The organism is Ensifer sp. B1-9 (assembly GCF_050474445.1).
Lineage (GTDB): Bacteria > Pseudomonadota > Alphaproteobacteria > Rhizobiales > Rhizobiaceae > Ensifer.
On record NZ_JBCHVG010000004.1, the window covers coordinates 378,925 to 401,018 of the forward strand.

The 22,094-nt window shown below is 60.9% G+C and carries 23 protein-coding genes; 11 read left to right on the forward strand and 12 right to left on the reverse strand.

The window, feature by feature from the left end:
* Nucleotides 1-163: 163 nt before the first annotated feature.
* The 4 genes from ACQ5BM_RS09645 (at nucleotide 164) to ACQ5BM_RS09660 (ending at nucleotide 2,494) form a co-directional block, all read left to right on the forward strand.
* Nucleotides 164-1,060 (forward strand): NAD-dependent epimerase/dehydratase family protein, encoded by an 897-nt coding sequence (locus ACQ5BM_RS09645; RefSeq protein WP_429810414.1) that lies wholly within the window; start codon nucleotides 164-166, stop codon nucleotides 1,058-1,060.
* 131 nt (nucleotides 1,061-1,191) lie between these two features.
* A complete protein-coding gene (locus ACQ5BM_RS09650) occupies nucleotides 1,192-1,887 on the forward strand; it encodes a FadR/GntR family transcriptional regulator (protein WP_429810532.1) in 696 nt (231 codons plus the stop codon).
* A gap of 140 nt (nucleotides 1,888-2,027) precedes the next feature.
* Nucleotides 2,028-2,243 (forward strand): hypothetical protein, encoded by a 216-nt coding sequence (locus tag ACQ5BM_RS09655; RefSeq protein WP_429810416.1) that lies wholly within the window; start codon nucleotides 2,028-2,030, stop codon nucleotides 2,241-2,243.
* A complete protein-coding gene (locus tag ACQ5BM_RS09660) occupies nucleotides 2,240-2,494 on the forward strand; it encodes a hypothetical protein (RefSeq protein ID WP_429810417.1) in 255 nt (84 codons plus the stop codon). The genes ACQ5BM_RS09655 and ACQ5BM_RS09660 overlap by 4 nt, the downstream gene beginning before the upstream one ends.
* Here ACQ5BM_RS09660 and ACQ5BM_RS09665 read toward each other — a convergent pair.
* The 10 genes from ACQ5BM_RS09665 to ACQ5BM_RS09710 form a co-directional block, all read right to left on the reverse strand.
* Nucleotides 2,467-2,892, reverse strand: a complete 426-nt coding sequence (locus ACQ5BM_RS09665) for a DUF4168 domain-containing protein (RefSeq protein ID WP_429810419.1) — start codon at nucleotides 2,890-2,892, stop codon at nucleotides 2,467-2,469. The two genes, ACQ5BM_RS09660 and ACQ5BM_RS09665, sit on opposite strands and share 28 nt — an antisense overlap.
* A gap of 305 nt (nucleotides 2,893-3,197) precedes the next feature.
* Nucleotides 3,198-4,757: a 2,3-bisphosphoglycerate-independent phosphoglycerate mutase gene (gene gpmI / locus ACQ5BM_RS09670; RefSeq protein ID WP_429810421.1), complete on the reverse strand. Its 1,560-nt coding sequence runs from the start codon at nucleotides 4,755-4,757 to the stop codon at nucleotides 3,198-3,200.
* Nucleotides 4,758-5,711 carry a LysR substrate-binding domain-containing protein gene (locus ACQ5BM_RS09675; RefSeq protein ID WP_429810423.1) on the reverse strand — a complete coding sequence of 318 codons (954 nt, stop codon included), beginning with the start codon at nucleotides 5,709-5,711 and terminating at the stop codon, nucleotides 4,758-4,760. It lies immediately after the preceding gene.
* A gap of 37 nt (nucleotides 5,712-5,748) precedes the next feature.
* Nucleotides 5,749-7,254, reverse strand: coding sequence for an ethanolamine ammonia-lyase reactivating factor EutA (locus ACQ5BM_RS09680; RefSeq protein WP_429810425.1), 1,506 nt, complete (start codon nucleotides 7,252-7,254; stop codon nucleotides 5,749-5,751).
* Between the two features lie 42 nt (nucleotides 7,255-7,296).
* Nucleotides 7,297-8,517 carry a hypothetical protein gene (locus ACQ5BM_RS09685; protein ID WP_429810427.1) on the reverse strand — a complete coding sequence of 407 codons (1,221 nt, stop codon included), beginning with the start codon at nucleotides 8,515-8,517 and terminating at the stop codon, nucleotides 7,297-7,299.
* A 235-nt stretch (nucleotides 8,518-8,752) separates the two neighbouring features.
* Nucleotides 8,753-9,607 carry an NAD(P)-dependent oxidoreductase gene (locus ACQ5BM_RS09690; protein ID WP_429810429.1) on the reverse strand — a complete coding sequence of 285 codons (855 nt, stop codon included), beginning with the start codon at nucleotides 9,605-9,607 and terminating at the stop codon, nucleotides 8,753-8,755.
* 118 nt (nucleotides 9,608-9,725) lie between these two features.
* Nucleotides 9,726-10,730: a Bug family tripartite tricarboxylate transporter substrate binding protein gene (locus ACQ5BM_RS09695; RefSeq protein WP_429810431.1), complete on the reverse strand. Its 1,005-nt coding sequence runs from the start codon at nucleotides 10,728-10,730 to the stop codon at nucleotides 9,726-9,728.
* Between the two features lie 40 nt (nucleotides 10,731-10,770).
* On the reverse strand, nucleotides 10,771-11,775 hold the full coding sequence (locus tag ACQ5BM_RS09700; protein ID WP_429810432.1) for a Bug family tripartite tricarboxylate transporter substrate binding protein: 1,005 nt from the start codon (nucleotides 11,773-11,775) through the stop codon (nucleotides 10,771-10,773).
* A gap of 169 nt (nucleotides 11,776-11,944) precedes the next feature.
* Nucleotides 11,945-12,475 (reverse strand): tripartite tricarboxylate transporter TctB family protein, encoded by a 531-nt coding sequence (locus ACQ5BM_RS09705; protein WP_429810434.1) that lies wholly within the window; start codon nucleotides 12,473-12,475, stop codon nucleotides 11,945-11,947.
* Entirely contained in the window at nucleotides 12,472-13,983 is a 1,512-nt protein-coding gene (locus tag ACQ5BM_RS09710; protein WP_429810436.1) for a tripartite tricarboxylate transporter permease, read from the reverse strand. The genes ACQ5BM_RS09705 and ACQ5BM_RS09710 overlap by 4 nt, the downstream gene beginning before the upstream one ends.
* 563 nt (nucleotides 13,984-14,546) lie before the next feature.
* On the opposite strand from ACQ5BM_RS09710, the gene ACQ5BM_RS09715 reads away from it, so the two are divergent.
* From ACQ5BM_RS09715 to ACQ5BM_RS09730, 4 genes are all read left to right on the forward strand, one after another.
* Nucleotides 14,547-15,134, forward strand: coding sequence for a chromate transporter (locus tag ACQ5BM_RS09715; RefSeq protein ID WP_429810438.1), 588 nt, complete (start codon nucleotides 14,547-14,549; stop codon nucleotides 15,132-15,134).
* Nucleotides 15,127-15,666 (forward strand): chromate transporter, encoded by a 540-nt coding sequence (locus ACQ5BM_RS09720; protein ID WP_429810439.1) that lies wholly within the window; start codon nucleotides 15,127-15,129, stop codon nucleotides 15,664-15,666. The genes ACQ5BM_RS09715 and ACQ5BM_RS09720 overlap by 8 nt, the downstream gene beginning before the upstream one ends.
* A gap of 156 nt (nucleotides 15,667-15,822) precedes the next feature.
* Entirely contained in the window at nucleotides 15,823-16,689 is an 867-nt protein-coding gene (locus tag ACQ5BM_RS09725; RefSeq protein WP_429810441.1) for a phosphate ABC transporter substrate-binding protein, read from the forward strand.
* Between the two features lie 42 nt (nucleotides 16,690-16,731).
* Nucleotides 16,732-17,775: an amidohydrolase family protein gene (locus tag ACQ5BM_RS09730; protein ID WP_429810443.1), complete on the forward strand. Its 1,044-nt coding sequence runs from the start codon at nucleotides 16,732-16,734 to the stop codon at nucleotides 17,773-17,775.
* 14 nt (nucleotides 17,776-17,789) lie between these two features.
* Here ACQ5BM_RS09730 and ACQ5BM_RS09735 read toward each other — a convergent pair whose 3' ends face one another.
* The gene (locus tag ACQ5BM_RS09735; protein ID WP_429810445.1) at nucleotides 17,790-18,083 is read right to left on the reverse strand and encodes a hypothetical protein; all 294 of its coding nucleotides are present in this window, start codon (nucleotides 18,081-18,083) and stop codon (nucleotides 17,790-17,792) included.
* A gap of 148 nt (nucleotides 18,084-18,231) precedes the next feature.
* Here ACQ5BM_RS09735 and ACQ5BM_RS09740 point away from each other — a divergent pair, with 148 nt between their 5' ends.
* From ACQ5BM_RS09740 to ACQ5BM_RS09750, 3 genes are all read left to right on the forward strand, one after another.
* On the forward strand, nucleotides 18,232-19,341 hold the full coding sequence (locus ACQ5BM_RS09740) for a zinc-dependent alcohol dehydrogenase (RefSeq protein ID WP_429810446.1): 1,110 nt from the start codon (nucleotides 18,232-18,234) through the stop codon (nucleotides 19,339-19,341).
* Between the two features lie 23 nt (nucleotides 19,342-19,364).
* A complete protein-coding gene (locus tag ACQ5BM_RS09745) occupies nucleotides 19,365-20,042 on the forward strand; it encodes an RraA family protein (protein ID WP_429810448.1) in 678 nt (225 codons plus the stop codon).
* Between the two features lie 109 nt (nucleotides 20,043-20,151).
* Nucleotides 20,152-21,012: an alpha/beta fold hydrolase gene (locus tag ACQ5BM_RS09750; RefSeq protein WP_429810450.1), complete on the forward strand. Its 861-nt coding sequence runs from the start codon at nucleotides 20,152-20,154 to the stop codon at nucleotides 21,010-21,012.
* Between the two features lie 21 nt (nucleotides 21,013-21,033).
* Here ACQ5BM_RS09750 and ACQ5BM_RS09755 read toward each other — a convergent pair whose 3' ends face one another.
* The gene (locus ACQ5BM_RS09755; protein ID WP_429810452.1) at nucleotides 21,034-21,969 is read right to left on the reverse strand and encodes a LysR family transcriptional regulator; all 936 of its coding nucleotides are present in this window, start codon (nucleotides 21,967-21,969) and stop codon (nucleotides 21,034-21,036) included.
* Nucleotides 21,970-22,094 lie beyond the last annotated feature (125 nt).

Here is a 22,094-nt window from a genome sequence, read left to right on the forward strand (position 1 = left end):
CTCGAGCTCTCCGGTGTCTCCGCCCTCTCCGCTACGGCGGTGGTCAGCCCGCAGTCTTGCCGGCTGACCACGGCACCCTGCAACGACCTCGCTTGGAAGATCCCCCTGACGAACTATCATCGATCAAGGATCATCTCCGATCTTGCGGAACATGGAGGACACAATGACCAAGCGGATCATCTTCACCGGAGGTAGCGGCAAGGCTGGCCGCCATGTCGTGCAATACCTCGTCAATGAGGGCCACCAGGTGCTCAACCTCGACACGAAACCCCTCGACAACCCGAAAGTACGCACGCTGATCACCGACATCACAGACAGCGGCCAAGTGTTCAACGCCCTGTCAAGTTACACGGGCCTGCACGAATTCGACCCGTCACTGGCACCGCAGCCAATCGATGCTGTTGTCCACTTTGCCGCGATCCCGCGCATCCTGATCGCCCCTGACAATGAGCTCTTCCGCGTCAATGCGATGGGCACCTACAATGTCATTGAGGCGGCGGTGAAGCTTGGCATCCGCAAGATCGTGATCGCATCGAGCGAAACGACTTACGGCCTCGTTTTTGCCAACGAGCCGCGAAATCCGCGCTATTTTCCTCTTGATGAGGACTATGACGTCGACCCGATGGACAGCTACGCGCTCTCCAAAGTGGTCAACGAAAAAACCGCGCGCGCCTTTGCACTCAGGAGCGGCGCCGACATCTATGCCTTGCGCATCGGTAACGTCATCGAGCCGCACGAATACGATCTCTTCCCAGCCTGGTTCGCCGATCCGGGCTTTCGCAAGCGCATTGCCTGGAGCTATGTCGATGCACGCGACCTCGGTCAGATTACGCTCAAGGCCGTGGAGACCGATGGTCTCGGGTTCCAAGTGTTCAACGCGGCCAGCGACGATACCTCCTCCGACATTCCGACCCTGGAACTGATCGACCGTTTCTATCAAGGCGTTCCGGTCAAGGGACCGCTTGGCGAATACGAGACGCTCTTATCAAACCGCAAAGCACGCGCGTTGCTCGGCTTTCTGCCGCAGCACAGCTGGCGGGACTATGTTGATGCCAGGTGACGCTATGGGCGGCTGGGCGGCACAGATGCGAGAAAATGACGAAAATGGCTGAACGACGATCAGGAAAAGTCTCCACCGGAGCGGTCACGGTGGAACCGGCGCGTGCGAGCCGGCGCCTCGACGCGCCGCGCATGTCGGGACCCAGCGTTCACATGTCGCTTGCCGATGACATAGGGCTCAAGATCGTGCGTGGCGACTATCCGCCCGGATCGATCCTGCCGAACGAGGCGCAATGGGCGGAAAACTTCGACGTCAGCCGCACTGCCGTCAGGGAGGCGATCAAGATATTGATGGCTAAGGGGCTACTTGCCTCGCGCCCAAAAATCGGAAGTTGGGTCGAGCCGAAGGAGCGTTGGAACCTGCTCGATCGCGACGTGCTGAGCTGGTACGCGGCCTCACCGGACCGACTGCAGTTCCTCAAGACCGTGCAGGAGTTTCGCCACATCCTGGAGCCGGAAGCGGCGGCGCTTGCTGCCAACCGCCGAAGCAGCGAGCAGATGGCCGAAATCAACGCGGCATTGAGAGACATGCAACAGGCGTCAACGCTGCAGAGCCGCATCCAGGCTGACACGCGCTTCCATCTTGCAATCCTGCATGCCTCCGGAAACGATCTCCTGGTACCACTGGGGGCGCTGATCGAATCTGCGCTCAACCACCTTTTCCAACTGGTGACTCGGGAGGACAGCAGCTCCGTCCATGCCCTGAAACTCCACGAGGACATCGAGAAAAGCATTCGCCTTCGACGCCCGAACGCGGCCCGCAACGCCGTGCGGCGACTTCTGGCCAATACCGACGAACTCATTGCGCAGCCGGAGCGCAAGGCGTGATCGTGAGCTCATGCGGCAGGGAGGCGTGAACGCCTGGTCTTGCCGCTTGCTCACGGTCGACATCGAGACGCGCCCAAAATCCCCTTCAGTTCGATCCCAAATATATTATAATCTACTTATATAAACTTGGAGAGAGAACCATGAAGGACATTGGGATCACAATGAACGCCGAGTTCCATGGCAGCGCCGTCAGCGTATTGTCGAGCGACCCGCTTTTGGGCACTTTCGAACTCGCCGGCTCGACAGGCGAAACAATCGAGGTATTGCTCGATCGCTACAGTGCGGAGGCATTGCTTTCGGCCCTGGCACAATTCCTCGCTCATGACGAGGACGCACGGGCATCCTGGTTGCAATGAAAGACTTGTTGGATTGGCTGAACAAGCAGGTTCAACTTTTACACCCATCGAACGTTTTTTACGCTCCGGACGCCGTTCCCCCCCTTTCGGATCATAAAAAGGCAGTCACCGATAGCGAAGCCGGTCATCGCGTTCGCATCCAGCATCTGGCGGCGGGAGGCCCGCAAGTTGATCCCGCGGGCCACACGCAGAAATCCGGCAATCCGATTGCCGCTGACGTCATCTATTGCTGTGCCGGGGCCGTCTTTTGAAGTTCTGCCTGAACCTTCTTGGCGACTGCCGGGTCACTCTGCGCCGCGGTCAGGATCGCCGAATATTCTTCAACCGAAATGGAGGGCGAGGCTTTGACGGCTTCGACCATTTTCTTGCTGCCTTCGGTCTCCAGCGCCTTCTTTGCGTCCGCGTCCGAGGTTGCTTCTATCTTTGCGGAATATTCCTGCCTGACCTTGTCGACCTGCAGATAGGCAACCGCGAAGGCTTCGATCTTTTGGTCGCTGATCGCGGCGCCCGTACCCTTGTTGTCGGTCTGCCCCTGCGCCGGCTGGGCCGGTTGCGCCTGAGCAACTTCAAGGGCAGATGCCGGAGTGAAGGCCATGACGCTGAAGATGGCAGCCGTCACCGACGCAATGGATGTGTAACGAGTCATCATATTCGTTCCTCTGTGATGTGCATGACGTGATCGGCAGCGGCACTGCCTTCAATCGCCCCTCACGTCGGCCGGATACCGAACGCGGCGGGAACGATGACGCCCTCGCAAGGGCTCGCTGCGGCGGTACCGGGGTAATTTGCTGACCATTGAACGGCAGCATTGTGGCTCACGGGGAGAGCCAGGTCCGACAAGGCGGGGTGGACCGGCATTTACCACCGGTCTGCGAGTGATTTTGCAGAATTCGTTGCCGACGGTAATCCGACCCGCCAAAAGCGGCAACTCTTGAGGCCGTCACGCCACCGGCATCACTTCTTGACACCCGACGTTGCCGCTTGCTCTCGGCTGCTGGTCGAATAAAGCGGCTGCCCGGTCATGACGGCCGGCTGCTCGATGCCCATGAGCTTAAGAATGGTCGGCGCAACATCGGCAAGGATCCCGTCGCGCAACGCAAGCACATCCTCGCGACCGAAAAGGATGGCCGGTACCGGATTAAGCGTATGCGCCGTATGGGGCTCATGGTTGGCAGGATCGATCATCATTTCGCAATTCCCGTGATCGGCAATCACCAGCAGGCAACCACCGGCGCCATCCACGCTATCTGCGATTTTGCCCAAGGCGGTATCCACCGTTTCGACCGCTGCGATTGCTGCTTCGAGACTACCGGTATGTCCAACCATGTCGGGGTTGGCGAAATTCACCACCACGAGGTCATAGGCACCGCATTCGACCGCTTCGACGACCTTTTCCATCAGCTCGGGCGCCGACATCTCCGGTTGGAGATCATAGGTCGCAACCTTGGGCGAAGGCACGATGAGGCGGAACTCCGACGCAAATGGAGCTTCGCGGCCCCCGTTCAGAAAATAGGTGACATGCGGATATTTTTCCGTCTCCGCCATATGAATTTGCGTGCGGCCCGCCCTGGACACGGTTTCGCTAAGGCCCTCCGTGACGGATTGCGGCGGGAACAGGGTATGCATGACCGCGTCGAGGTCTCTCCCGTAGGAGACCATACCGATCGCGCTCGCCAAACGGGGCAGGTGTTGCCTCTGAAATCCCGAGAATTCCGGAAGAAGCAGCGCGGCCAGAATCTCACGGACGCGATCTGAGCGGAAGTTGGCGCACAGAATGGCATCCCCCTCCTTGATGCCGGTATAGGTGCCGATCACCGTCGGAACTATGAACTCGTCCGTCTCGTCGCGTTCGGTAGCGTCGTGAACGGCCATCTGCACAGTTTGAACCACATTGCCGCGGCCGTGCACGATTGCCTGATAGACACGCTCGACGCGATCCCATCGCGAGTCCCGGTCCATGGCGTAGAAGCGTCCGCTAACGGTTGCGATCGTGGCGCCGACGGGCAGTTCCTTGGAGAGCCTATCGAGATATTCTGCAGCTGTTCCAGGCTGCGTATCCCGGCCATCGGTAAAGGCGTGAATGATCGGCTTCATACCAAGGGTAACGAGGGCTTGCGCAAGTGCGGCAATGTGGTCCTGATGAGCATGAACGCCGCCCGGAGAAACAAGCCCCAGGATATGGCAGACCCCGCCGGATTGTCGCAGCCGTTCGGCAAGGCCGCTTTCAGCAAGACGTTTGTCGAGGCTCCCATCCGCCACTGCGGCATCGATGCGCGGAAGGTCCTGCATCACGATACGGCCCGCGCCAATGTTAAGATGGCCCACCTCGGAATTGCCCATTTGCCCGTCAGGAAGACCGACCGAAGGGCCATGCGTCGTCAGGAACGCGTGCGGACAACAAGACCACAAGCGATCGAAATTGGGCGTCGAGGCCAGGAGGACGGCGTTTCCATGGGACGCCTCACGCCAGCCCCAGCCATCCATGATCATGAGAACTGTCGGCTTTCTGGTCATCTATTCTGGCACCGTTTCCTTCAGGCGCGCTTCGAGGATTGCAAGGAACGCGCGGAGCTTTTTCGGGACAAACCGGCTTTTCGGATAGAAGGCTTTTATCACCCGCCGCGAAATGATCTGACTTTCGAAGAGCGAGACGAGCTCGCCTGAGCGGATCTCCCGCGCAACACTATAGAGCGGTAAGCGCGCGACGCCCGCTCCCTGGACGGCTGCAAGGACGATTGCGCTTTCGAAATTCGAATGGAAAATGCCATCCACCTGCACCGTCACATTCTCGTCGCCGAGACGGGCGCTCCAAAGTCTAGGGTCCGGCTTCTGCGTGGTGTGAATCAGGCAATTGTGGTGCTGCAAATCGCTGGGCTGTGAGGGGCGCGGATGTCGTTCCAGATAGGCGGGCGCAGCGCAGATAACATAGGGCGCGGGTCCGAGTTTGCGCTCGAACAGGCCGGTATGAAAGGAATCGTCGTCGTCGAAATCGCGACTGCCGATGACCACGTCGACGCCACGTTCCATCAGGTTGACCGAACTCGCCGAAACGGTCAACTCGACCTTCACGGACGGATAGAGCGCATTGAAATCAATGATCGCCGGCGCGACCAGGGCCTGGCCGACGCCGGGAGTGGAGTGAACCCGCAAGGTGCCGATCAGCTCGCTCCCGAGCCCGCTCGCATCGGCCTTGGCCGCCTCGATCTCCGATAGGATGCGCACACAATGATCGAAGAAGACGGTGCCCGCATCGGTCAGGAACACGTTGTGCGTCGAGCGGTTGAGCAATGTCAGCTTCAAGGCGTTCTCAAGCTGTGTGACATGCTTGCTCATATAGGACGGAGACTTGCCGAACAGCTTGGCCGCCGCGGTAAAGCTGCCGTGCTGCACCACGCGGGAAAAGATGACGATATCGTTCAGATCGAGCCCGTCGAAGCTCGATCGCGTTGCATCGGAAGAACTGACCATTGCCAACGTATTGGCACAAGCCGACGCCTCCGGCAATTCAGGAGAAGAGAAGGGATTTGATGACAACAGGGATAACGCCCGGCGGGTTCATGAACTCTCCCAGATCGACGAAATCAAGGTCCTTCAAGCGGACGCCGTCTACGGAGATCAGATGCGTGTGGATGCCGAGCTCCCGGTCGAGGATGCGACCGATTGTCTGGCCGACATCCCCGTCGATCATCAGGACAAGGGGTTCCTCTCGCGGTCCGTCCGGCGCGGCCACCGCCTTGATCCCCTGCGCAACAGCCAGGAGCCGATGATATTCGGGCGCCCCTGTCCAGGTGAAGGCGAATGCAATCATCGCCGCCGTGTCGCGGTCCTGTCGATCGGCGCTTTGGCGGAAGGCCGCGGCGATTTCTTCCGGGTTGATCACCTCCGGTAGCTCACGGCCGAGATGGATCACCGGAATATTGTGCTTCGGCAGCACGTCGGCACCGTTCATGTAGAGCGTCTTACCACTCACCTGCACGGTGAACTGCGAGGCGCCGATGACGGTTGCGCGGATGCGCTGTCCGGCGTCGACGATGGGGATGGCAACGCACGGCGTCAGCTGGGCAACGATCTCGTCTGCCAGCAACCGGGCGATATCGCCATGGTCTCGCTCTTCGTAGCCGAATATATACTCCGACACGCCGCCCGAGAAGGTGATGTAGCTTGGTTCGACGCGTCGCTCGAGCGGCTCGGTGAGAAGGAAACGGCGACCGAGATCGTCAAGCGGCTCGCCCAGGATTTCGTCCACGGCGAGGCCCGCAAGGCGTTTGGCGATCGCCGCACGGTTGGCTGGGTCTGCCATCGCCGCGGGACTGGTAGAAATTCCCAGTCCCTCGGCGACGATGCGCGCGGAATCATCGAGCCTCGACCAGACGCCCTGCTTGTCCTGGGCAACGAGCCGGCCGCCGACTGCGAAAGCGGCCACGCTGACGATCTCGCCATTGTCGACCAGGGCAAGTTTCGTCGTGCCACCGCCGATGTCGACATGCAAGCCGCAGGCGCCGCGCTTCTTCGAAAGCGCCGAGGCACCGGAACCATGCGCCGCCAGCATGCATTCCAGTTTGTGGCCGGCCGTCGCGCAGACGAAACGACCAGATTCGTTCGCGAAGATCTCGTCAATCGCGCGCGCGTTTGTCTTTTTGATCGCCTCGCCCGTCAAGATGACGGCACCGGTATCGATATGGCTGCGGCGATAACCGGCGTCCTCGTAGCAATGCTGGAAGAAATGACGCAACTCTCGCGCGTCGATTGTTCCGTCGGCGAGGAAGGGGGTCAGCAGGATGGGCGAGCGCCAGACGATCTGGCGGTCGATCACCACGAAGCTGCTGGAGAGATCTTCGGTCTCGCGTCGCAGCACGACCCGAGCGAAGAGCAGATGGGAAGTGGAACTGCCGATATCGATACCGACGGTCAGAAGCTCGACCGTCTCCTGCTTCCACAGCCAGTCGGCGATTTCCTGACGCTCGTCTTCAGAAATGTCTTCGTGTTCGTGTTCGAAATCGAGATCGTGCACGGACCCCTCACCTCCCTTGTTACATCCTGCCCATCGGTCCGCTCAGCTTGCTGGGCCTGCGAGGATTGGCGTCTTGATGACACCCGTCAGGCTTTCCGGCGGCAGCGCCATCACCGCGTCCTCGTCGAAAAGGTCGCCCATGGCAGAGGGAACGCCGGTCTTCTTCAATTCCTCCAGGAACTTGCGATGAACGCGCGGATCCTGATCCTCGTATTCGATTTGGCGACCACCGTCCTTCACCGATGTGGCCCCGCCACCCTCCGCACTCTTGCGGCGCAGCGAGATGAACGGATAGCGGCGACTGCCCAGGCTGCAGGCAACGTAGCGCGCCGGCTGGTCGCAGGTGTTGAAGTGCTGGTGGTACATCCAAAACGGCGGCGTGTACATGAACCCGTGTCGCCATGGGATTTCCTTGAACTCAGAATCGCCTTCGTACCACATCAGCGAATAGCCCTCGCCGTCGACGGCGTGAACGTGGGTGCCGGCGGCGTGGCGGTGGGCCTTCTTGTAGCGGCCGACCGGCATCTGCGACACATGGGAGTGCATGGTGCCGTCGGCGAGCACGAAGTTGACGTTGAGGGAACCCTTGCCGCGACCTTCGAACTCGTAGAGCTTGAAGCTTGTCAGGTCGTGGACGAAGTTCGTTTCCCAGATGTTTTGCACCTTGCGGGCAGATTCCAGGCCGTAGGAATAGAGCGAGCCGTCGCCATCGAAGTGCTTGGCGCCGCCAATCCTGTCTTGAAAGACGAAATCGTTGGCGAAGACGAAGTCGAGGTTGTGATAGAGATTGATGGTGAGCGGCGCGTTGTTGGTGCACGAAAGGCGCACCGCGTCGATACCGGAACCGTTGTTGAACTGGTACTTACAGTTGAGCGGGATCGCGAATAGCGCCTTCGGGCCCCACTCGAAGGTGCGGGTCTCGCCGCTCGGCAGCCACACCGTGGTCGAGCCGTAGCCGGACAGAACGTAGAAAAAGGCTTCGTAGAGGTGCTTGACCGGCCGGGTCTTCTTGCCAGGAAGAATTTCGATCACGTAGTTCGCCATGAAATCACCCATGCCGTGGGTATGGGCAAAACATCCGCGCGCCTCGTAGCGGTCCCATTCGGCGGTTTCGAGTGCCAGCAGGTCGTGGCCAAGATCGAGATGGATCGGAATGCCTTCGTCCTGAGACCAATCCTTGTAGGGATCGACCAGGAACTTGCGGTTTTCCGGATCAGGCGTCACCGTCGGCTCGAGAGGTGATGTGCTTGGAGTGCTGGTCATCTCATTCACTTTCGCTGTGTTCTTTTCTGCTCGCTGGCAGGCGAACTATGGAATCTTGGATCGGACACCGGTAGTGCGTTTTCGGAAAAGGCATTTTCCCAAGGTGGCGATCCGCGACCGCGCGTCTCCTTAAACGGACCTCGATTTGGGACGAAGACAGGCGGCAAACCAAAGGGCGACAGCGACCTCTGCGCGTCCGACAAAACGCACGGTGCCGTAGAAGAACGGGCTGGTATCAAGCGAGACCGCCTTCGCCTGCCGTCAGCGGCCGCACCGTGCGGCCGAGATAGGTCGCCTCCGGGCCGTAGAGCAGCTCCTTTACGTCTGCCGCCTTCAATGTCTTGATGATCTGGTCCACCTGCCCCGAGAGTGGCAGCATCAGCCCGGCCTTCTGGGCGAGATCCATGGTCACGTCCATGTCCTTTTCCTGCCAGGTGAAGCGTGTCGTATCCCAGCGCGAGAGCGTGCCGTTGGTGCCGGGGCAGGCGAGCAAGATCTCACGCATGCGCTGTGCATCGAGCCCATACCGTTTGGCGATCAGTAACGTCTCGAAATTCGCAACGCAGTGGATCCAGTGAAGAAGATTGTTGCAGGACTTGGCGATCTGCCCGGCGCCGAGTGGCCCCACATGCACGACGTCGCGACTGTAAGAAGCCAATGCCCGGCGAACATGCTCGACGTCTTCCGCCGTGCCGCCGCACAGCGACAGCAGCGTGCCTTCGCGCGCGCCGGCGGCGCCGTAAACCACCGGTGCATCGACAAGCCGCTGCCCTCTTTCCGCAATACGCGGCTTCAGCGCCAGCATAGTCTCGGGACTGATCGTTGAGGCCACCACGATCGTTGCACCTTCGGTACTGGCTAGCCCTTCGCATACGTCGATCACCTGCTGGTCCGTAGCGACGGCCAGAAGGAACATCTCTGCCGAGCGCGCTGCATCGGCCAGGCTTTCCCGCGGTGTCAGCCCCTGATCGGCGGCCTGCCGAAGCCGTTCGGCGCTGATGTCGAAAGCCGAAACGTCGAATCCCTTCGCGCGCATGTGGCTGCCCATCGCAAGCCCCATCTCGCCCGCGCCGATGACTGCAATTCTCATTTTAACCTCGAAACGTCACGGCCCGGCCGGACGCTGTTTGCATCCGGTCCGGTCCTGCCAAGAATGATTATGGCAGCAGGAGGTCCCGGAAGAGACCGCCTGCTGCCCGTGATCAAGTTCAATCGGTCTTCAGCGTTTCCTTCAGGAACGATACGATCTCCGGCGACTGTTCGAGGGCGACCTTGACGACGTTGGCGACGTCGTCGCCGACCTTCGGGTCGACCGGCAGACCGAGCGCCTTGGCCTTTTCAAGAAACTCCGGATCGGAAACGGCCTTGGCATAGGCGTCACGCAGCGCCTTCAGGCGATCTTCAGGGATACCGGCGGGGCCCGCCGTCAGGCGCGAGATGTTGCTCTGCGATGCGACGAGCGCGATCACTTTCTGCGCGTCGGCGTTGTCGACCAAGGAAGAGAGCTGCGGGACATCGGTTTGCGAACCACCGATCTGTGCGATGATCTTGGCATTGCCCTCGTCGACGAATTGCTGGAAGGACGAGCGCGAAGCGATGATGCCCTGCACTTCGCCGCGCCGCATGGCCAGCTGATCGTCGCTGCCGTTATAGCCGGAAATGATCTCGACCGGCAGGCCGAGCGCCTTGACGAGCATGGTCGTCTCGACCGTAGAGGCACTGCCGACACCAGCGGATGCGAACTTTACCGGTTCCTTGCTGTTCTTCAACTGTTCGTAGTTTTCGATGCCGGATTCCTTGGTGACCACGATGACGCGAGGATCGGAAGCGACCTTGCCGATCCACGACATCTTCCCGAGGTCGAACTTGATGCCCGGATCGCCCGCAAGCTGGCCGTATACAAGGCCGGTATTGAACGTGCCGAAGGTAAGACCATCCGGCTCGGAGGCATAGACATAGTTGGTACCGATCAGATGGCCGGCGCCGGGCATGTTCTGCACCACGAACGTGGAGCCCTGCAGGTATTTCTGCATGAACTGTGCGACCAGGCGGGCATTGGTGTCATAGCCGCCGCCAGGGGCGGTCGCGACGACATAGTTGACCGTCTTGCCGTTGAAGAACGCGGCCCCCTCCTGGGCAAATGCCGGTGAAGCGGCCATGGCGGCGATTGTCGCAGTGCCGAAAATGGCCTTGCGGATAAAATGCATGTTCATTGGGTTCCCTCCCTGTTGCAGTCTCTGTAAAGAGCGAGCCTCAGCTCTCGCTCAAAGCTTCCTTCAGTGCTTCGATTACCGCCGGTTCCTGATCGAGCGCCTTCCCCACTAGGGCGCTGACGTCGTCACCGACGAGCGGCTCGACCGGCAGACCGAGCGACTTGGCCTTCTCGATGAATTCCGGGTCGGATGTGGCGGCAACATAGGCATCGCGAAGCGCCTGGAGGCGGTCTTCCGGGATGCCCGCAGGGCCAGCGGTCAGCCGCGAAATGCCGCTCTGGGATTCGATCAGGTCCACGACCTGTCGAGCGGTGTCGCCGTCGATCATCGAAGAGAGCTGCGGCACGTCCGTGTCGTTGCCTCCCACCTGGGCCAGGATCCGGCCCTTGCCCTCGTCGACGAATTGCTGGAACTCCGATCGCGAACCGATTACACCCTGGACTTCGCCACGCATCATCGCGAGCTGGTCCTCGTTGCCGTTATAGCCCGACACGACCTGGATCGGCAGCTTCAGCGCCTTTACGAACATCGTCGCCTCGATCATCGAGGCGCTGCCCTTTCCCGCCGTGGCAAATTTGATCGGCTGCTGCAGGGATCGAAGCTGCTCGAAGCTCTCGATACCCGATTCCTTGGTTACGATGATGACTCGTGGGTCGGAGGCGACCTTGCCGATCCAGGACATCTTCGTGAGATCGAACTTGATGTTCGGATCGCTGCTGAGCTGGCCGTAAATGAGGCCGGTATTGAAGGTGCCGAAGGTCAGTCCGTCCGGCTCCGATGCATAGATGTAATTGGTTCCGATCAGATGGCCGGCACCCGGCATGTTCTGGACCACGAAGGTCGAACCGGGCAGATGCTTCTGCATGTACTGCGCAACCAGCCGGCCGTTCGTGTCATAGACGCCGCCCGGCGACGTCGCGACGATGTAGGTCACGGTCTTGCCGTCGAAGAAAGCCTTCCCATCTTCCGCCGCGGCGATCCCCGATCCGGTCGCGAGAAGCGCCGCTGAGAGCGCCCATATCGAACCCCATCCATTCATCTGCATATTTTCCTCCCAGTTCAGGGCCGTCCAAGCGGGCGGCGCCCCCGGATCTTCCGGGTAGGAAACATCGCTCACCGTTGGTCGAGCCAACCTGCGCCTCGATGTTCCAGTTTCCGTTTTTTCGTTGTGACGCCCCGCTTTCGGGACGTCCTGTGCTTGGCTGCTGGCTTCTTCAGACCGCGCCCATACCAATCCACCTCAGCAGCCACGGCGTAACGAAGCCAGGGAACAACTGGATGTGCAGCAGCGCACCGAACAACAGGTAGAGGACGATGGTTGCACCGGCGGCAAGCGAGATGCTCACCCTCCACGAAGCCTCAGCCTGCCGGCGCAGGAACGTCACCAGCATGATCGGGGCGCTCGTATAGAAACCGAAGGTCACGATGCCGGCCACGAAGACCACGAAATAGGTCCACATGGTGATTTCCTGGCGCACCGTGTGAGGGCCGAACTCGGGCAATTCCGGCTCCATGCCGGGTACCTCATGGGCGATGCCGGCACGCGGCGCCCCGTGGAAGGCGCTCTTCGGCGAATGGAAGAGATCGATTGCCAGCTGAATGAGACAAAGGGCAATGCCGGGGATACCGACGATCAGTGGCATGAACCGGGCCTTTGCCGGGAACTCCATCGAAAGCCCCACCATCACGCAGAAGAAGATGAGCATGATGATCGTGAGCCAGGTGCTGAAGGAATAGTGTCTCATGTGTTGAACTCCACGCTGGCATGGGACTTGGCTGGCCGGAAGTTACGGTAGAAGGCATAGACCATCAGGCCGACAATCATGCTGATCAGGACGAGGGACAACGGACGCAGGAAGAAGGAGTACCCCCACAGTTGTAGCGCCTGATGAAGAGAGGCTTCCGCCTGTCCGCCCAGCACGAGGCCGATGACGAAGGGCGAGCGCGGCCAGCCGGCGCGCTGGAAGCCGTAGCCGAGTATGCTGAAGAGCACGAGAACGACCAGATTCTGCCATTGCACATCGCTGACGAAACAGCCGATCGTCACGAAGATCAGGATGAACGGGGCGAGCATGCGGCCGTTCACGAAGGTCAGCACCGCGATCCAGCGACAGGAGACCAACAGAATGCCGACGGCGATCAGGTTGCCGACCACGAGCGCCCATATCAGGGTCCAAACGAGGTCGAGATGCTTGGTCACCATCATCGCACCCGGCTGGATGCCGAGGATGAGGAAGGCGCCGAGCAGAACCGCCATGCCGGAGCTGCCGGGAATGCCGAAGAACAATGTCGGAAGCAGCGAGCCCCCTTCTTTGCCGTTACTGGCGGTTTCCGGAGCGATGACGCCTTCGATCGCGCCCTTGCCGAAGCGTTCCGGCGTCTTCGAGCTCTGCACGGCGTGGCCGTAGCAAAGCCAGGCAGCCGTCGAGCCGCCAAGACCCGGGATCATGCCGATGACGGCGCCAATGACCGACGTGCGGATGACAAGCCACCAATGACGCGGCACTTCCATGACACCGGAAAAAAGCTGCCGGTAGGAAAAAGCCTTGTCCATGGCAACGGCGGAGATCGAGCCGCCCTTGGTAGCGAGCGACAGCATTTCCGGCACCGCGAACATGGCAAGCACGGCGGTCACGAGGCTGACGCCATCCCAAAGGAATAGCATATCCCCTGCATAGCGGGGCGTACCGGTGATCGGGTCCATGCCGATGGTTGACAGCATCAGGCCATAGAAGCCGACGATGAGGCCCTTTACGATCTTGCTGCCGCTTGCGAGGAAGGCGATGAAGCTGATGCCGAGCAGGGCGATCAGGAAGAACTCGGCCGGGCTGAACATCAGGATGACCGGCTCAAGCACCGGTATCATGATGGCAAAGACGACTGCGCCGATGATACCGCCGACGCCCGATGCCGTGATGCTGGCGCCGAGCGCGCGGGCTGCCTGCCCCTGCTTGGCAAGAGGATAGCCGTCGAGCGTTGTTGCGGCGTCATCGCCGTCGCCCGGAATGCCGAACATGATGCTGGATATCTGACCGCTGGTGCCGTTGACGGCGTGCAGCGTCAAAAGAAAAACCGCACCGGCCACCATATCCATACCGTAGACGAACGGAATTGCCATGGCGATGGAGAGCTTTCCACCGATGCCGGGCATCACGCCGACAAGCAGGCCGCACACGACCGCTATCAGCATAAGACCCATGATGTGGGGCGTGCTCACAAGATTGAAGAGCGCCCCGAACATAGTCTCAATCATTTCTGGTTCCAATCCTCCCTTAGAGCGGAAGTGCCGCCCTGAAGGCAACTCACCCCGCCGGCAACCGCTTGCGATCTCCTCCCGCAAGCTGGGTGATTGCCGCATTTTGCGTCGGCTTCCTGCCTTTCGCCTTTGTCAATTAGCGCCACCACCCCGATCTTTGTCCAAAGCAAAAAATTATGCTTAGTCCAGCAGTTTTTGCGCGGACAGCCGTTTCCAGGCGATCGAAGCCCTGGCCAGCTACGCCTCCGGCAAGAAGCTATCTAATTGATATCTCTAATGAGCTCCGCAGCGTGCCGGCGACGAGCACCCGCTGCCTTTACGGGGCGACTTTCGCGCAATGATCTGTTGGCAGACTTGCGGACTGCGCAGCGCAGGACGATGCGCATTAAGTTTTTCTTACTTCGACGCTAAGGCGAAATGGCGTGGACTTCGGCAGCACCTGCCCCATAGCATCCGCTTCGTCGCGCAGCGAAGCAGATGCTGCGCCTTTCCGGCCATGATTACGCCTGCTGCCACCCACCCGGTCCGCAGCCGACGCACTTGCGCCGTTCGGAGGAGAGATGGACCAACCCGTAGACAAGAGTGAAATCGCCGAACTCCAACGGGTTCGGGCGCTGGACTTGCTCACGTCCTTCCTGCGACTCGGAGCGTCGTCCTTCGGCGGCGGGATGACCGGCTGGACGCATCGCGAGATCGTCGAGCGCCGACGATGGCTGACGGACAACGAGTTTCTCCAGACGCTGACGATTGCACAGATCATGCCCGGGGCCAATCCCGTCAACCTGGCCGTCTACATCGGCCTGAAGCTCGCAGGCTTGCGAGGCGCCACGGTTGCGCTCTTCGGCATGGTCCTACCGGCCTTCGTGGCCATTCTGGTCCTGAGCCTCGCCTACCAGCAGCTACGATCCTACCCCGAAGCGCAGGCGGTGCTGCGAGGGCTCGCCTGTGTCGGTATCGCCTCCAGCCTGAGCATGGGGATCAAGACGGCACGACGGCTGAAGGCGCATGTCGTGCCGATCGGCATCGCTGTCAGCGTGTTCCTGACCGTCGGCGTACTGCGCTGGCCGCTCGTGCTGGTCGTCGTCGGCGCCATACCGCTGAGTGTCGCTGCCACTTTTTGGCTTGAAAGGAGGAAGATCCGTGGATGACGGCAAGCTCCTCAACTTGATCATGCTGTGCATTCCGCTGTCGCTTGTCTCTTTCGGCGGCGGCCAGACGATCATAGCCAGCCTTCAGCATCAGACCGTGGACGTGCAGCACATGCTGACCGGCGCACGCTTCACCGATCTCTATGCGATTTCGCGGGCGGCTCCCGGTCCCGGTACGATGATCGTCTCGCTCATCGGCTGGGAGGTGAGCGGGCTCTGGGGCGCGGCCCTGGCGACGCTTGCTATCTTCCTGCCGTCTTCGCTCCTCATCTGCGCGGTCGGCAGCTATTGGCAGCACCATCGCGGACGGCCCTGGGCCGTCGCCGTTGAGCGCGGTCTTGCTCCAGTCGCCGTCGGGTTGATTTTTGCCGGCGCCTTCGCCGTGGGCCGTTCCGCGCAATTTTCGGCTCTCGAGATCACAACGGCCTTGGTGGCGGGGACCGTTCTGCTGCGAACCAGCATCGGACCCTACCCGCTGCTTGCCGCCGCGGGTGCGCTCTATCTCCTCTTGAGCAAGATCGGGCTGCTTTGAGACCCGAGTGCGCTGGCGGCAACCACCGTCACCACCCCCTTCGTCACACCAGACAAATTTCACGGGGCGATTGACCCCGCACCGATTCACAGTATTATTCTTAAAAAAGAACGATGTTCCATATACAGGAACATAGTCGCTTGGGAGGTAAATTGGATGGCCCAGCCCCTGGTGCTCAAAACGGCGCTCGGAAAACATGACCACGTCCAGCCGCTGAAGGACGGACGGGTCCGATCGAGCCGCGTGGAGTTGCGATTCGAGGACTTCGAACCGCTGCCGAAGGCATTCCGCACGATGGTGCGCGGCGGCGATCTCGACATTTCGGAAATGGCGATCGTCACCCATCTGCTGGCACATCATTACGGCAAGCCGATCACCGGGCTTGCCATTCCGCTCTGGAGCCGGCTGCCCCATACCAACCTCGTTTGTGCCAGTAATTCTTCGTTGACGGGCCCACGGGATCTCGCGGGAACGAAGGTCGGGGTCAGGGCCTATGCCCAGACTTCAGGCGTATGGGTGCGCGGCTTCCTGCAGCACGAATACGGTGTCGATCTCGACGGCATCACCTGGGTCACGATGGAGGATGCCCATCTCAGCGAATACGACGATCCGCCAAATACGACACGCAACCGCAGCGAACTTGCCCTTCGTCCGCTGCTGCTGTCAGGGGAACTCTCCGCCATCATGGGGGAGCGGGAGGTCGATCCCTCCGGCATCCGAACCGTTATTCCCGAAGCCGAGGCAACCGCCAAGGCCTGGATCGCCCGCACAGGCATCGTGCCGATCAACCATACACTGACCGTCAAGACGGCGCTCGTCGAGGATCATCCCTGGCTTGCCGGCGAACTGATGGAAATGTTCGAGGAAGCGCGCCGTATTGCCATTGAGGATGGCGCCGCGCCGCCGCCGGCCTACGGGCTCGAGGCAAACAGGGCCTCGCTGCAGCTCGCCTTCGCCTATTCGGCCGAACAGCGCATCACGCCGCATGCCTATGACGCGAACGAACTCTACCCCGCGATCTGAAGCCAGGCTTCACTGCGTGCGCTGGCATTCAAGGATAACGCCATGATCATCGACATTCACGGACACTACACCACCGAACCGCAGGCGCTGCACCAATTCCGCGATCGGCAGCTTGCCGGCCTCGCCGATCCCATGCGCCGCCCGCTCACCACCGATCTCGGCATCACCGACGAGATGCTGTTGAAATCGGTGGAGCCGCAGCTGGCGTTCCAGAGAGAGCGCGGAAGCGACCTGACGATCTTCTCGCCGCGCGCCGCCGGCATGGCGCACCACGTCGGGACGGAAGCCGTCAGCATGCAATGGTCGGCGATGTCCAACGACCTGATCCACCGCATCTGCACCCTGCTGCCGGACAACTTCGCCGCCGTCGGACAACTACCGCAGCATCCAGGCGCTCCGCCGAAGAACTGCATTCCGGAGCTCGAGCGCATCGTCAACGAACTTGGCTTCGTTGGTGTCAATCTCAATCCCGATCCATCTGGCGGCTATTGGACCGACCCGCCGCTGACGGATCGCCAGTGGTATCCGCTCTACGAAAAGCTCTGTGAACTCGATGTGCCGGCGATGATCCACGTCACCTCGTCGTGCAACCCCTGCTTCCATCATACCGGTGCGCACTATATCAATGGCGACACGACGGCCTTCATGCAGTTGATCCAGGGCGATCTTTTCAAGGACTTCCCGACGCTGAAGTTCGTGATCCCGCACGGCGGGGGCGCCGTTCCCTTCCATTGGGGGCGGTATCGCGGCCTCGCTCAGGAAATGAAGAAGCCGTTGTTGACCGAGCATCTCCTCAACAATGTCTTCTTCGACACCTGCGTCTACCACTATCCGGGCATCGAGCTGATGGCCAAGGTCATTCCGGTGGACAACATCCTGTTCGCCTCCGAAATGCTCGGCGCGGTCAAGGGCATCGATCCGGAGACCGGCCACCACTACGACGACACCAAGCGCTACATCGACCAGCTGACGACACTGGACGAGGTCAGCTGCTACAAGATCTTCGAAGGCAATGCGCGCCGTGTCTATCCGCGGCTCGATGCACAGCTTGCCAAGCGTGGTCGTCCCGGCCGGGCGGGGATCTAGCCGTGGCCACCGTTCTAGCAGCAGGAAATGTCGCCGTCGGAAATGATCGCTTCCTTCATCCAGTAGGGTGGCAGGTCGTCTTCCACGACCTCGGCGATGCGCTTGAAAACCTTGAACTGGTGGCGGCGGTCAGGCGCGGTCCAGAAGGCGACGATGGTCTCCAGCGGCGGACATCCGGGCAGACCACAGGCAACTTCCGAAACCATGATGGCCACGTCCTCGGCCAACGAAAAGCGCGCGCGCGTCCAGGCCTTGACCTGGCGGACGGCGGCGACGGCTTCAGAGCGGGCGGCGGGCGACTTGAGCATGGTTTCGATCCTGGCCTGGCGGCATCGCGGCCGGCTGCACACCGATACTTAAGGGGCCTGCATTCGGCCTGTCAAAAACCAATTCGGAAAAACCAACCGTGCGGAAACGGCATGCCGGCCGGCGGTCAGCACTCGAAAGGATGAAGAGATGACGCAACAGGTTCTCGCGGCGGTCCGCACTGGCCCCGGCAAAATGGAGATGCGGGAATTCCCGATGCCCGACATCCCGGAAGACGCAGCCCTGCTGAAAATGGAAGTCGCGGGGATCTGCGGCACTGACGTCAAGCTGTTCAAGAGCCCGCCCAACAATGCGCCGACCATCATGGGCCATGAGAACATCGGCTATATCGCGAAGGCCGGGCGCGAATTCACCCGGCGCAAGGGCTTCAAGGAAGGCGACCTCGTCTTTGTCGAACATTATGTCATGTGCGGCAAGTGCCAGTGGTGTCACCAGGGCCAGTATCGTCACTGCGAAAACACCGACTGGCGTAACAATCCCGAAGGCATCCGCTACGGCTATACGTCCGCTGAACGCGCGCCGCACCTGTGGGGCGGCTTTGCCCAATATGTCTATCTGCCGTGGAATGCCGTGGTTCACCGTGTTCCCAAAGGCGTCACCCCGGAACTCGCCGGCCTTGTCACTCCGATGGCTAACGGTGTCGAATGGTCGCTCTTCGATGCCGGCGTCGGCTACAATTCCACTGTGCTGATCCAGGGGCCGGGTCAGCAGGGCTTGTCGCAGACCGTCGTCTGCAAGCAGGCCGGCGCATCGCTGATCATCGTGACGGGGACGACAAAGGATACGGCCCGCCTGGAGGTCGCCAAAGCACTCGGCGCGGACTATGTGATCGACGTGCAGAAAGAAGACCCGCTCGCCCGCATCATGGAGATCACCGGCGGTAAGGGCGTCGACATCTCGCTCGACTGCACCGCCGGTGCCGGCACCATACCGATTCTTCTCGGTGTCGAAGCCCTGAAGCGCAAGGCGGGAACCATCCTCGTCCAGGGCGAGATGAAGGAGTTCCCGAACTTCCCATTGGAAAAGGTCACCACCAAGGCGATCACCATCAAGAGCGCCCGCGGCCACAGCTATCTCGCCTGTGAGCTTGCGCTGGAGCAGATCGCCTCCAACCGCTTCCCGCTGGAAAAGATCACGACCCACCGCTTCGGCCTTGCGGATGCGGATCTCGCGATCCGTTCTGTCGGTGGCCAGGGGGTTCCGGACGTGATCCACGCATCGCTGATGCCGTGGATGTGAGAGGCTTGGAGGGAGGACGAAAAATGACGCTTGGATTCAGGATTGTCGAACGGCGGCGCAAGGTAAGCGCAGAGACGATCGAGAAGTTTCGCGAAATTCCCGTCGCCAATGTCAGCGACGTCATGTCTCGCATGGTGGCCGCCGGCCCTGCGCTTCGGCCGTTGCATGCCGCGGGCGTGCTTGCCGGGGCGGCCTTCACGGTCAAGACGCGACCAGGCGACAACCTGATGATCCACAAGGCGCTGCTGCTGGCCGAGCCAGGAGACGTGATCGTCGTCGATGCCGGGGGCGATCTCACCAATGCGTTGATGGGCGAATTGATGCTCTCCCATGCCCGCGCCATCGGCACTCATGGCGTCGTCATCAACGGTGCGGTACGTGATTACGGCTGGATCAGCAGCAACACATTCCCAGTCTTCGCCGCCGGAATTACCCATCGCGGCCCATACAAGGACGGCCCCGGCGAGATCAACGTGCCAATCTCGCTCGGCGGCATGATCATAGAGCCGGGCGATCTCGTGCTGGGCGACGAGGACGGATTGGTCTGCGTTCCCTTCGAGGAGACGGACAAGATCCATGCGCTCGCAAAGGCCAAGAACATAGCCGAGGCAAGAACCTACGAAAATACGCTGGCCGGCAAGCTCGACCCGAAGCTCTGGGTCGACGAAGCCCTGCGCAAGCTCGGCTGCGAAGGCGTGTAGCAACAGACCGGCCGCAGGGGCCGGTTTCGATAGGATACCCGGAGGGATAGGCGCCGGCCGGTTTACCCGCGGCCCGACGGCCGCGCTTAACAGAATGTGAGGTTTGATGATGGCAACGACGACGATCGATGGAATTGTGACCCGCTACGAGGTGCTCGGCTCGGGACCGCCGCTGCTGATGTATTCGCCCGGTGGCTTTGACGCGACGCTGGAGAAATGGCGAACCCAGGGAATCTATGCCGAAATCCAGTTTCTCGACCAGTTGCCGAAGCATTTTACCTGCATCACCTTCGACAGGCGCGAAACTGGGCAGTCCGGAGGGCGTGTGGAGCGGGTGACCTGGTCGGATTATGTGCGCCAGGGCAAAGGCCTTTTGGATCACCTCGGCTTCGACAAAGCCTTTTTGATGGGGGGATGCATGGGCTGCAGCGTCGTAGCAGCCTTCGCCGTCGAACATCCGGAAACGACGCTCGGCAACGTTCTGTTCTGGCCGGTAGGCGGAGCGCGCTATCGCATGACAGGACATCAGCGCTTTGCCGAACACCTCGCCTTCGTCCACCAGAACGGCCTCGAGACGGTGGTGAGGCTCGCTGGTGAGAGCAACAAGCCCTTTGGCTCCGATCCGCGCGGCGGTCCGTGGGTTTCGGTGCTGCGCCACGACAGCGAATTTGCGGCTCGCTACGTCCGCCAGAACGTCGACCATTACAAGGCGATCATCGCCGGCATGCCGCGGACTCTGCTCGACCGCGACACGGCCCCCGGTGCAGAACCGGAGGACTTACTGCGGCTCGATAGCCCCACCCTGATCATCCCGGGTGCCGATGCTTCGCACGCCACCTCGGCCGCACGCTACTTCCACGAGTGCATTCCGGGTTCCGACTATTGGGACGTTCCCGTTTCCGCCCAGACCTCGGCGGCCACGAATGCGCGCGTGATCGAGTTCCTGCGCAAGGTCGCCGGTACGGCCTGATTGCAGAAGGACGCATCCGCCTCAGGCGGATGCGTCATCCGGCCCGACGAAGTCCGGCAGGAATTTCCTTCCCTCACTGGAGAGGAAAGTCTCGAACGCCGCCATCAGCGGCGTCATGGCCCGATCCGTGCGGCTGACGGCAAACCACTGCCGACGGATCGGCAAGCCCACGACATCGAGAATTGCAAGCTTGCCGGCCTGCACCTCAGCCGCCACGCTATGGGCGGCGAGAAAGGCGATGCCGTTGTCCGACATGATCGCCTGCTTTATGTCCTCGATCGATTCCATCTCGGTGTTCGGACCATCCGCCCGCCCGGGGATATCGCTCATGAACCGATCGAAGAACACACGCGTGCCGGAATCGGGACTGCGCAGATAGAAGTGCTCGCGGGCTATTTCCGCCTTGGAGATCGATTGTCGGTGAACGAGCGGATGATGACGCGAGCTGACAGCGACCAGCGAGTGCTCGCCGAAGATGGCGGCACGAACGGAAAACTCGCGCGGTGGGCGACCGAGCAGGGCGACATCGATCGTACGGTTGCGCAAGCGCTCGACCGTTTCGGCGCGCCGCTCAATGAAGAGCTCCAGGTCGATGTTCGGATAGACGGTTGCGAAGGCGGCCATCATCGGCTGGGCAAAATACTTCACCGTCGATACGGCGCCGACTGTAATGCGGCCGCGCTTTACGCCCTTGAAGGCGTCGAGCTCCTCCTCTAGCCGAGCCAGCCGCTCTTCGATATCGCGCGCAGCCGAGAGGACCGCGTGACCGGCTTCGGTCGGCGACATGCCGTGCGCCATCCGGTCGAAAAGCGGGAGGCCAGCCTCGGCCTCGATCTGCTTGAGCTGCAGTGTTACCGCCGGGGCAGTCAGTCCGAGCACTTCCGCCGCACCGACGACCTTCCCTTGCTTCTCGATCGCAAGAACAGACTTCAGCTGACGAAAAGTGATGTTTTTCATAGAGCAACGATAGAAAAACTTAATGCGCAGGTAAAGAGATTAAAATTTACTTTCGTGCTCGGATCGTTGATTTTCATTCTCAGCAGGCGAGCCACCTCAGGCAATCCGCGCTGGTAACGGGCGGT

Bases quoted from the DNA above. Each gene is read 5' to 3' on its own strand.
- ACQ5BM_RS09645 (WP_429810414.1), top strand. From the start codon at position 164: ATGACCAAGCGGATCATCTTCACCGGAGGTAGCGGCAAGGCTGGCCGC.
- ACQ5BM_RS09650 (WP_429810532.1), top strand. From the start codon at position 1,192: ATGTCGGGACCCAGCGTTCACATGTCGCTTGCCGATGACATAGGGCTC.
- ACQ5BM_RS09655 (WP_429810416.1), top strand. From the start codon at position 2,028: ATGAAGGACATTGGGATCACAATGAACGCCGAGTTCCATGGCAGCGCC.
- ACQ5BM_RS09660 (WP_429810417.1), top strand. From the start codon at position 2,240: ATGAAAGACTTGTTGGATTGGCTGAACAAGCAGGTTCAACTTTTACAC.
- ACQ5BM_RS09665 (WP_429810419.1), bottom strand. From the start codon at position 2,892: ATGATGACTCGTTACACATCCATTGCGTCGGTGACGGCTGCCATCTTC.
- gpmI (WP_429810421.1), bottom strand. From the start codon at position 4,757: ATGACCAGAAAGCCGACAGTTCTCATGATCATGGATGGCTGGGGCTGG.
- ACQ5BM_RS09675 (WP_429810423.1), bottom strand. From the start codon at position 5,711: ATGGTCAGTTCTTCCGATGCAACGCGATCGAGCTTCGACGGGCTCGAT.
- ACQ5BM_RS09685 (WP_429810427.1), bottom strand. From the start codon at position 8,517: ATGACCAGCACTCCAAGCACATCACCTCTCGAGCCGACGGTGACGCCT.
- ACQ5BM_RS09690 (WP_429810429.1), bottom strand. From the start codon at position 9,607: ATGAGAATTGCAGTCATCGGCGCGGGCGAGATGGGGCTTGCGATGGGC.
- ACQ5BM_RS09695 (WP_429810431.1), bottom strand. From the start codon at position 10,730: ATGAACATGCATTTTATCCGCAAGGCCATTTTCGGCACTGCGACAATC.
- ACQ5BM_RS09700 (WP_429810432.1), bottom strand. From the start codon at position 11,775: ATGCAGATGAATGGATGGGGTTCGATATGGGCGCTCTCAGCGGCGCTT.
- ACQ5BM_RS09705 (WP_429810434.1), bottom strand. From the start codon at position 12,475: ATGAGACACTATTCCTTCAGCACCTGGCTCACGATCATCATGCTCATC.
- ACQ5BM_RS09710 (WP_429810436.1), bottom strand. From the start codon at position 13,983: ATGATTGAGACTATGTTCGGGGCGCTCTTCAATCTTGTGAGCACGCCC.
- ACQ5BM_RS09715 (WP_429810438.1), top strand. From the start codon at position 14,547: ATGGACCAACCCGTAGACAAGAGTGAAATCGCCGAACTCCAACGGGTT.
- ACQ5BM_RS09725 (WP_429810441.1), top strand. From the start codon at position 15,823: ATGGCCCAGCCCCTGGTGCTCAAAACGGCGCTCGGAAAACATGACCAC.
- ACQ5BM_RS09730 (WP_429810443.1), top strand. From the start codon at position 16,732: ATGATCATCGACATTCACGGACACTACACCACCGAACCGCAGGCGCTG.
- ACQ5BM_RS09735 (WP_429810445.1), bottom strand. From the start codon at position 18,083: ATGCTCAAGTCGCCCGCCGCCCGCTCTGAAGCCGTCGCCGCCGTCCGC.
- ACQ5BM_RS09740 (WP_429810446.1), top strand. From the start codon at position 18,232: ATGACGCAACAGGTTCTCGCGGCGGTCCGCACTGGCCCCGGCAAAATG.
- ACQ5BM_RS09745 (WP_429810448.1), top strand. From the start codon at position 19,365: ATGACGCTTGGATTCAGGATTGTCGAACGGCGGCGCAAGGTAAGCGCA.
- ACQ5BM_RS09750 (WP_429810450.1), top strand. From the start codon at position 20,152: ATGGCAACGACGACGATCGATGGAATTGTGACCCGCTACGAGGTGCTC.
- ACQ5BM_RS09755 (WP_429810452.1), bottom strand. From the start codon at position 21,969: ATGAAAAACATCACTTTTCGTCAGCTGAAGTCTGTTCTTGCGATCGAG.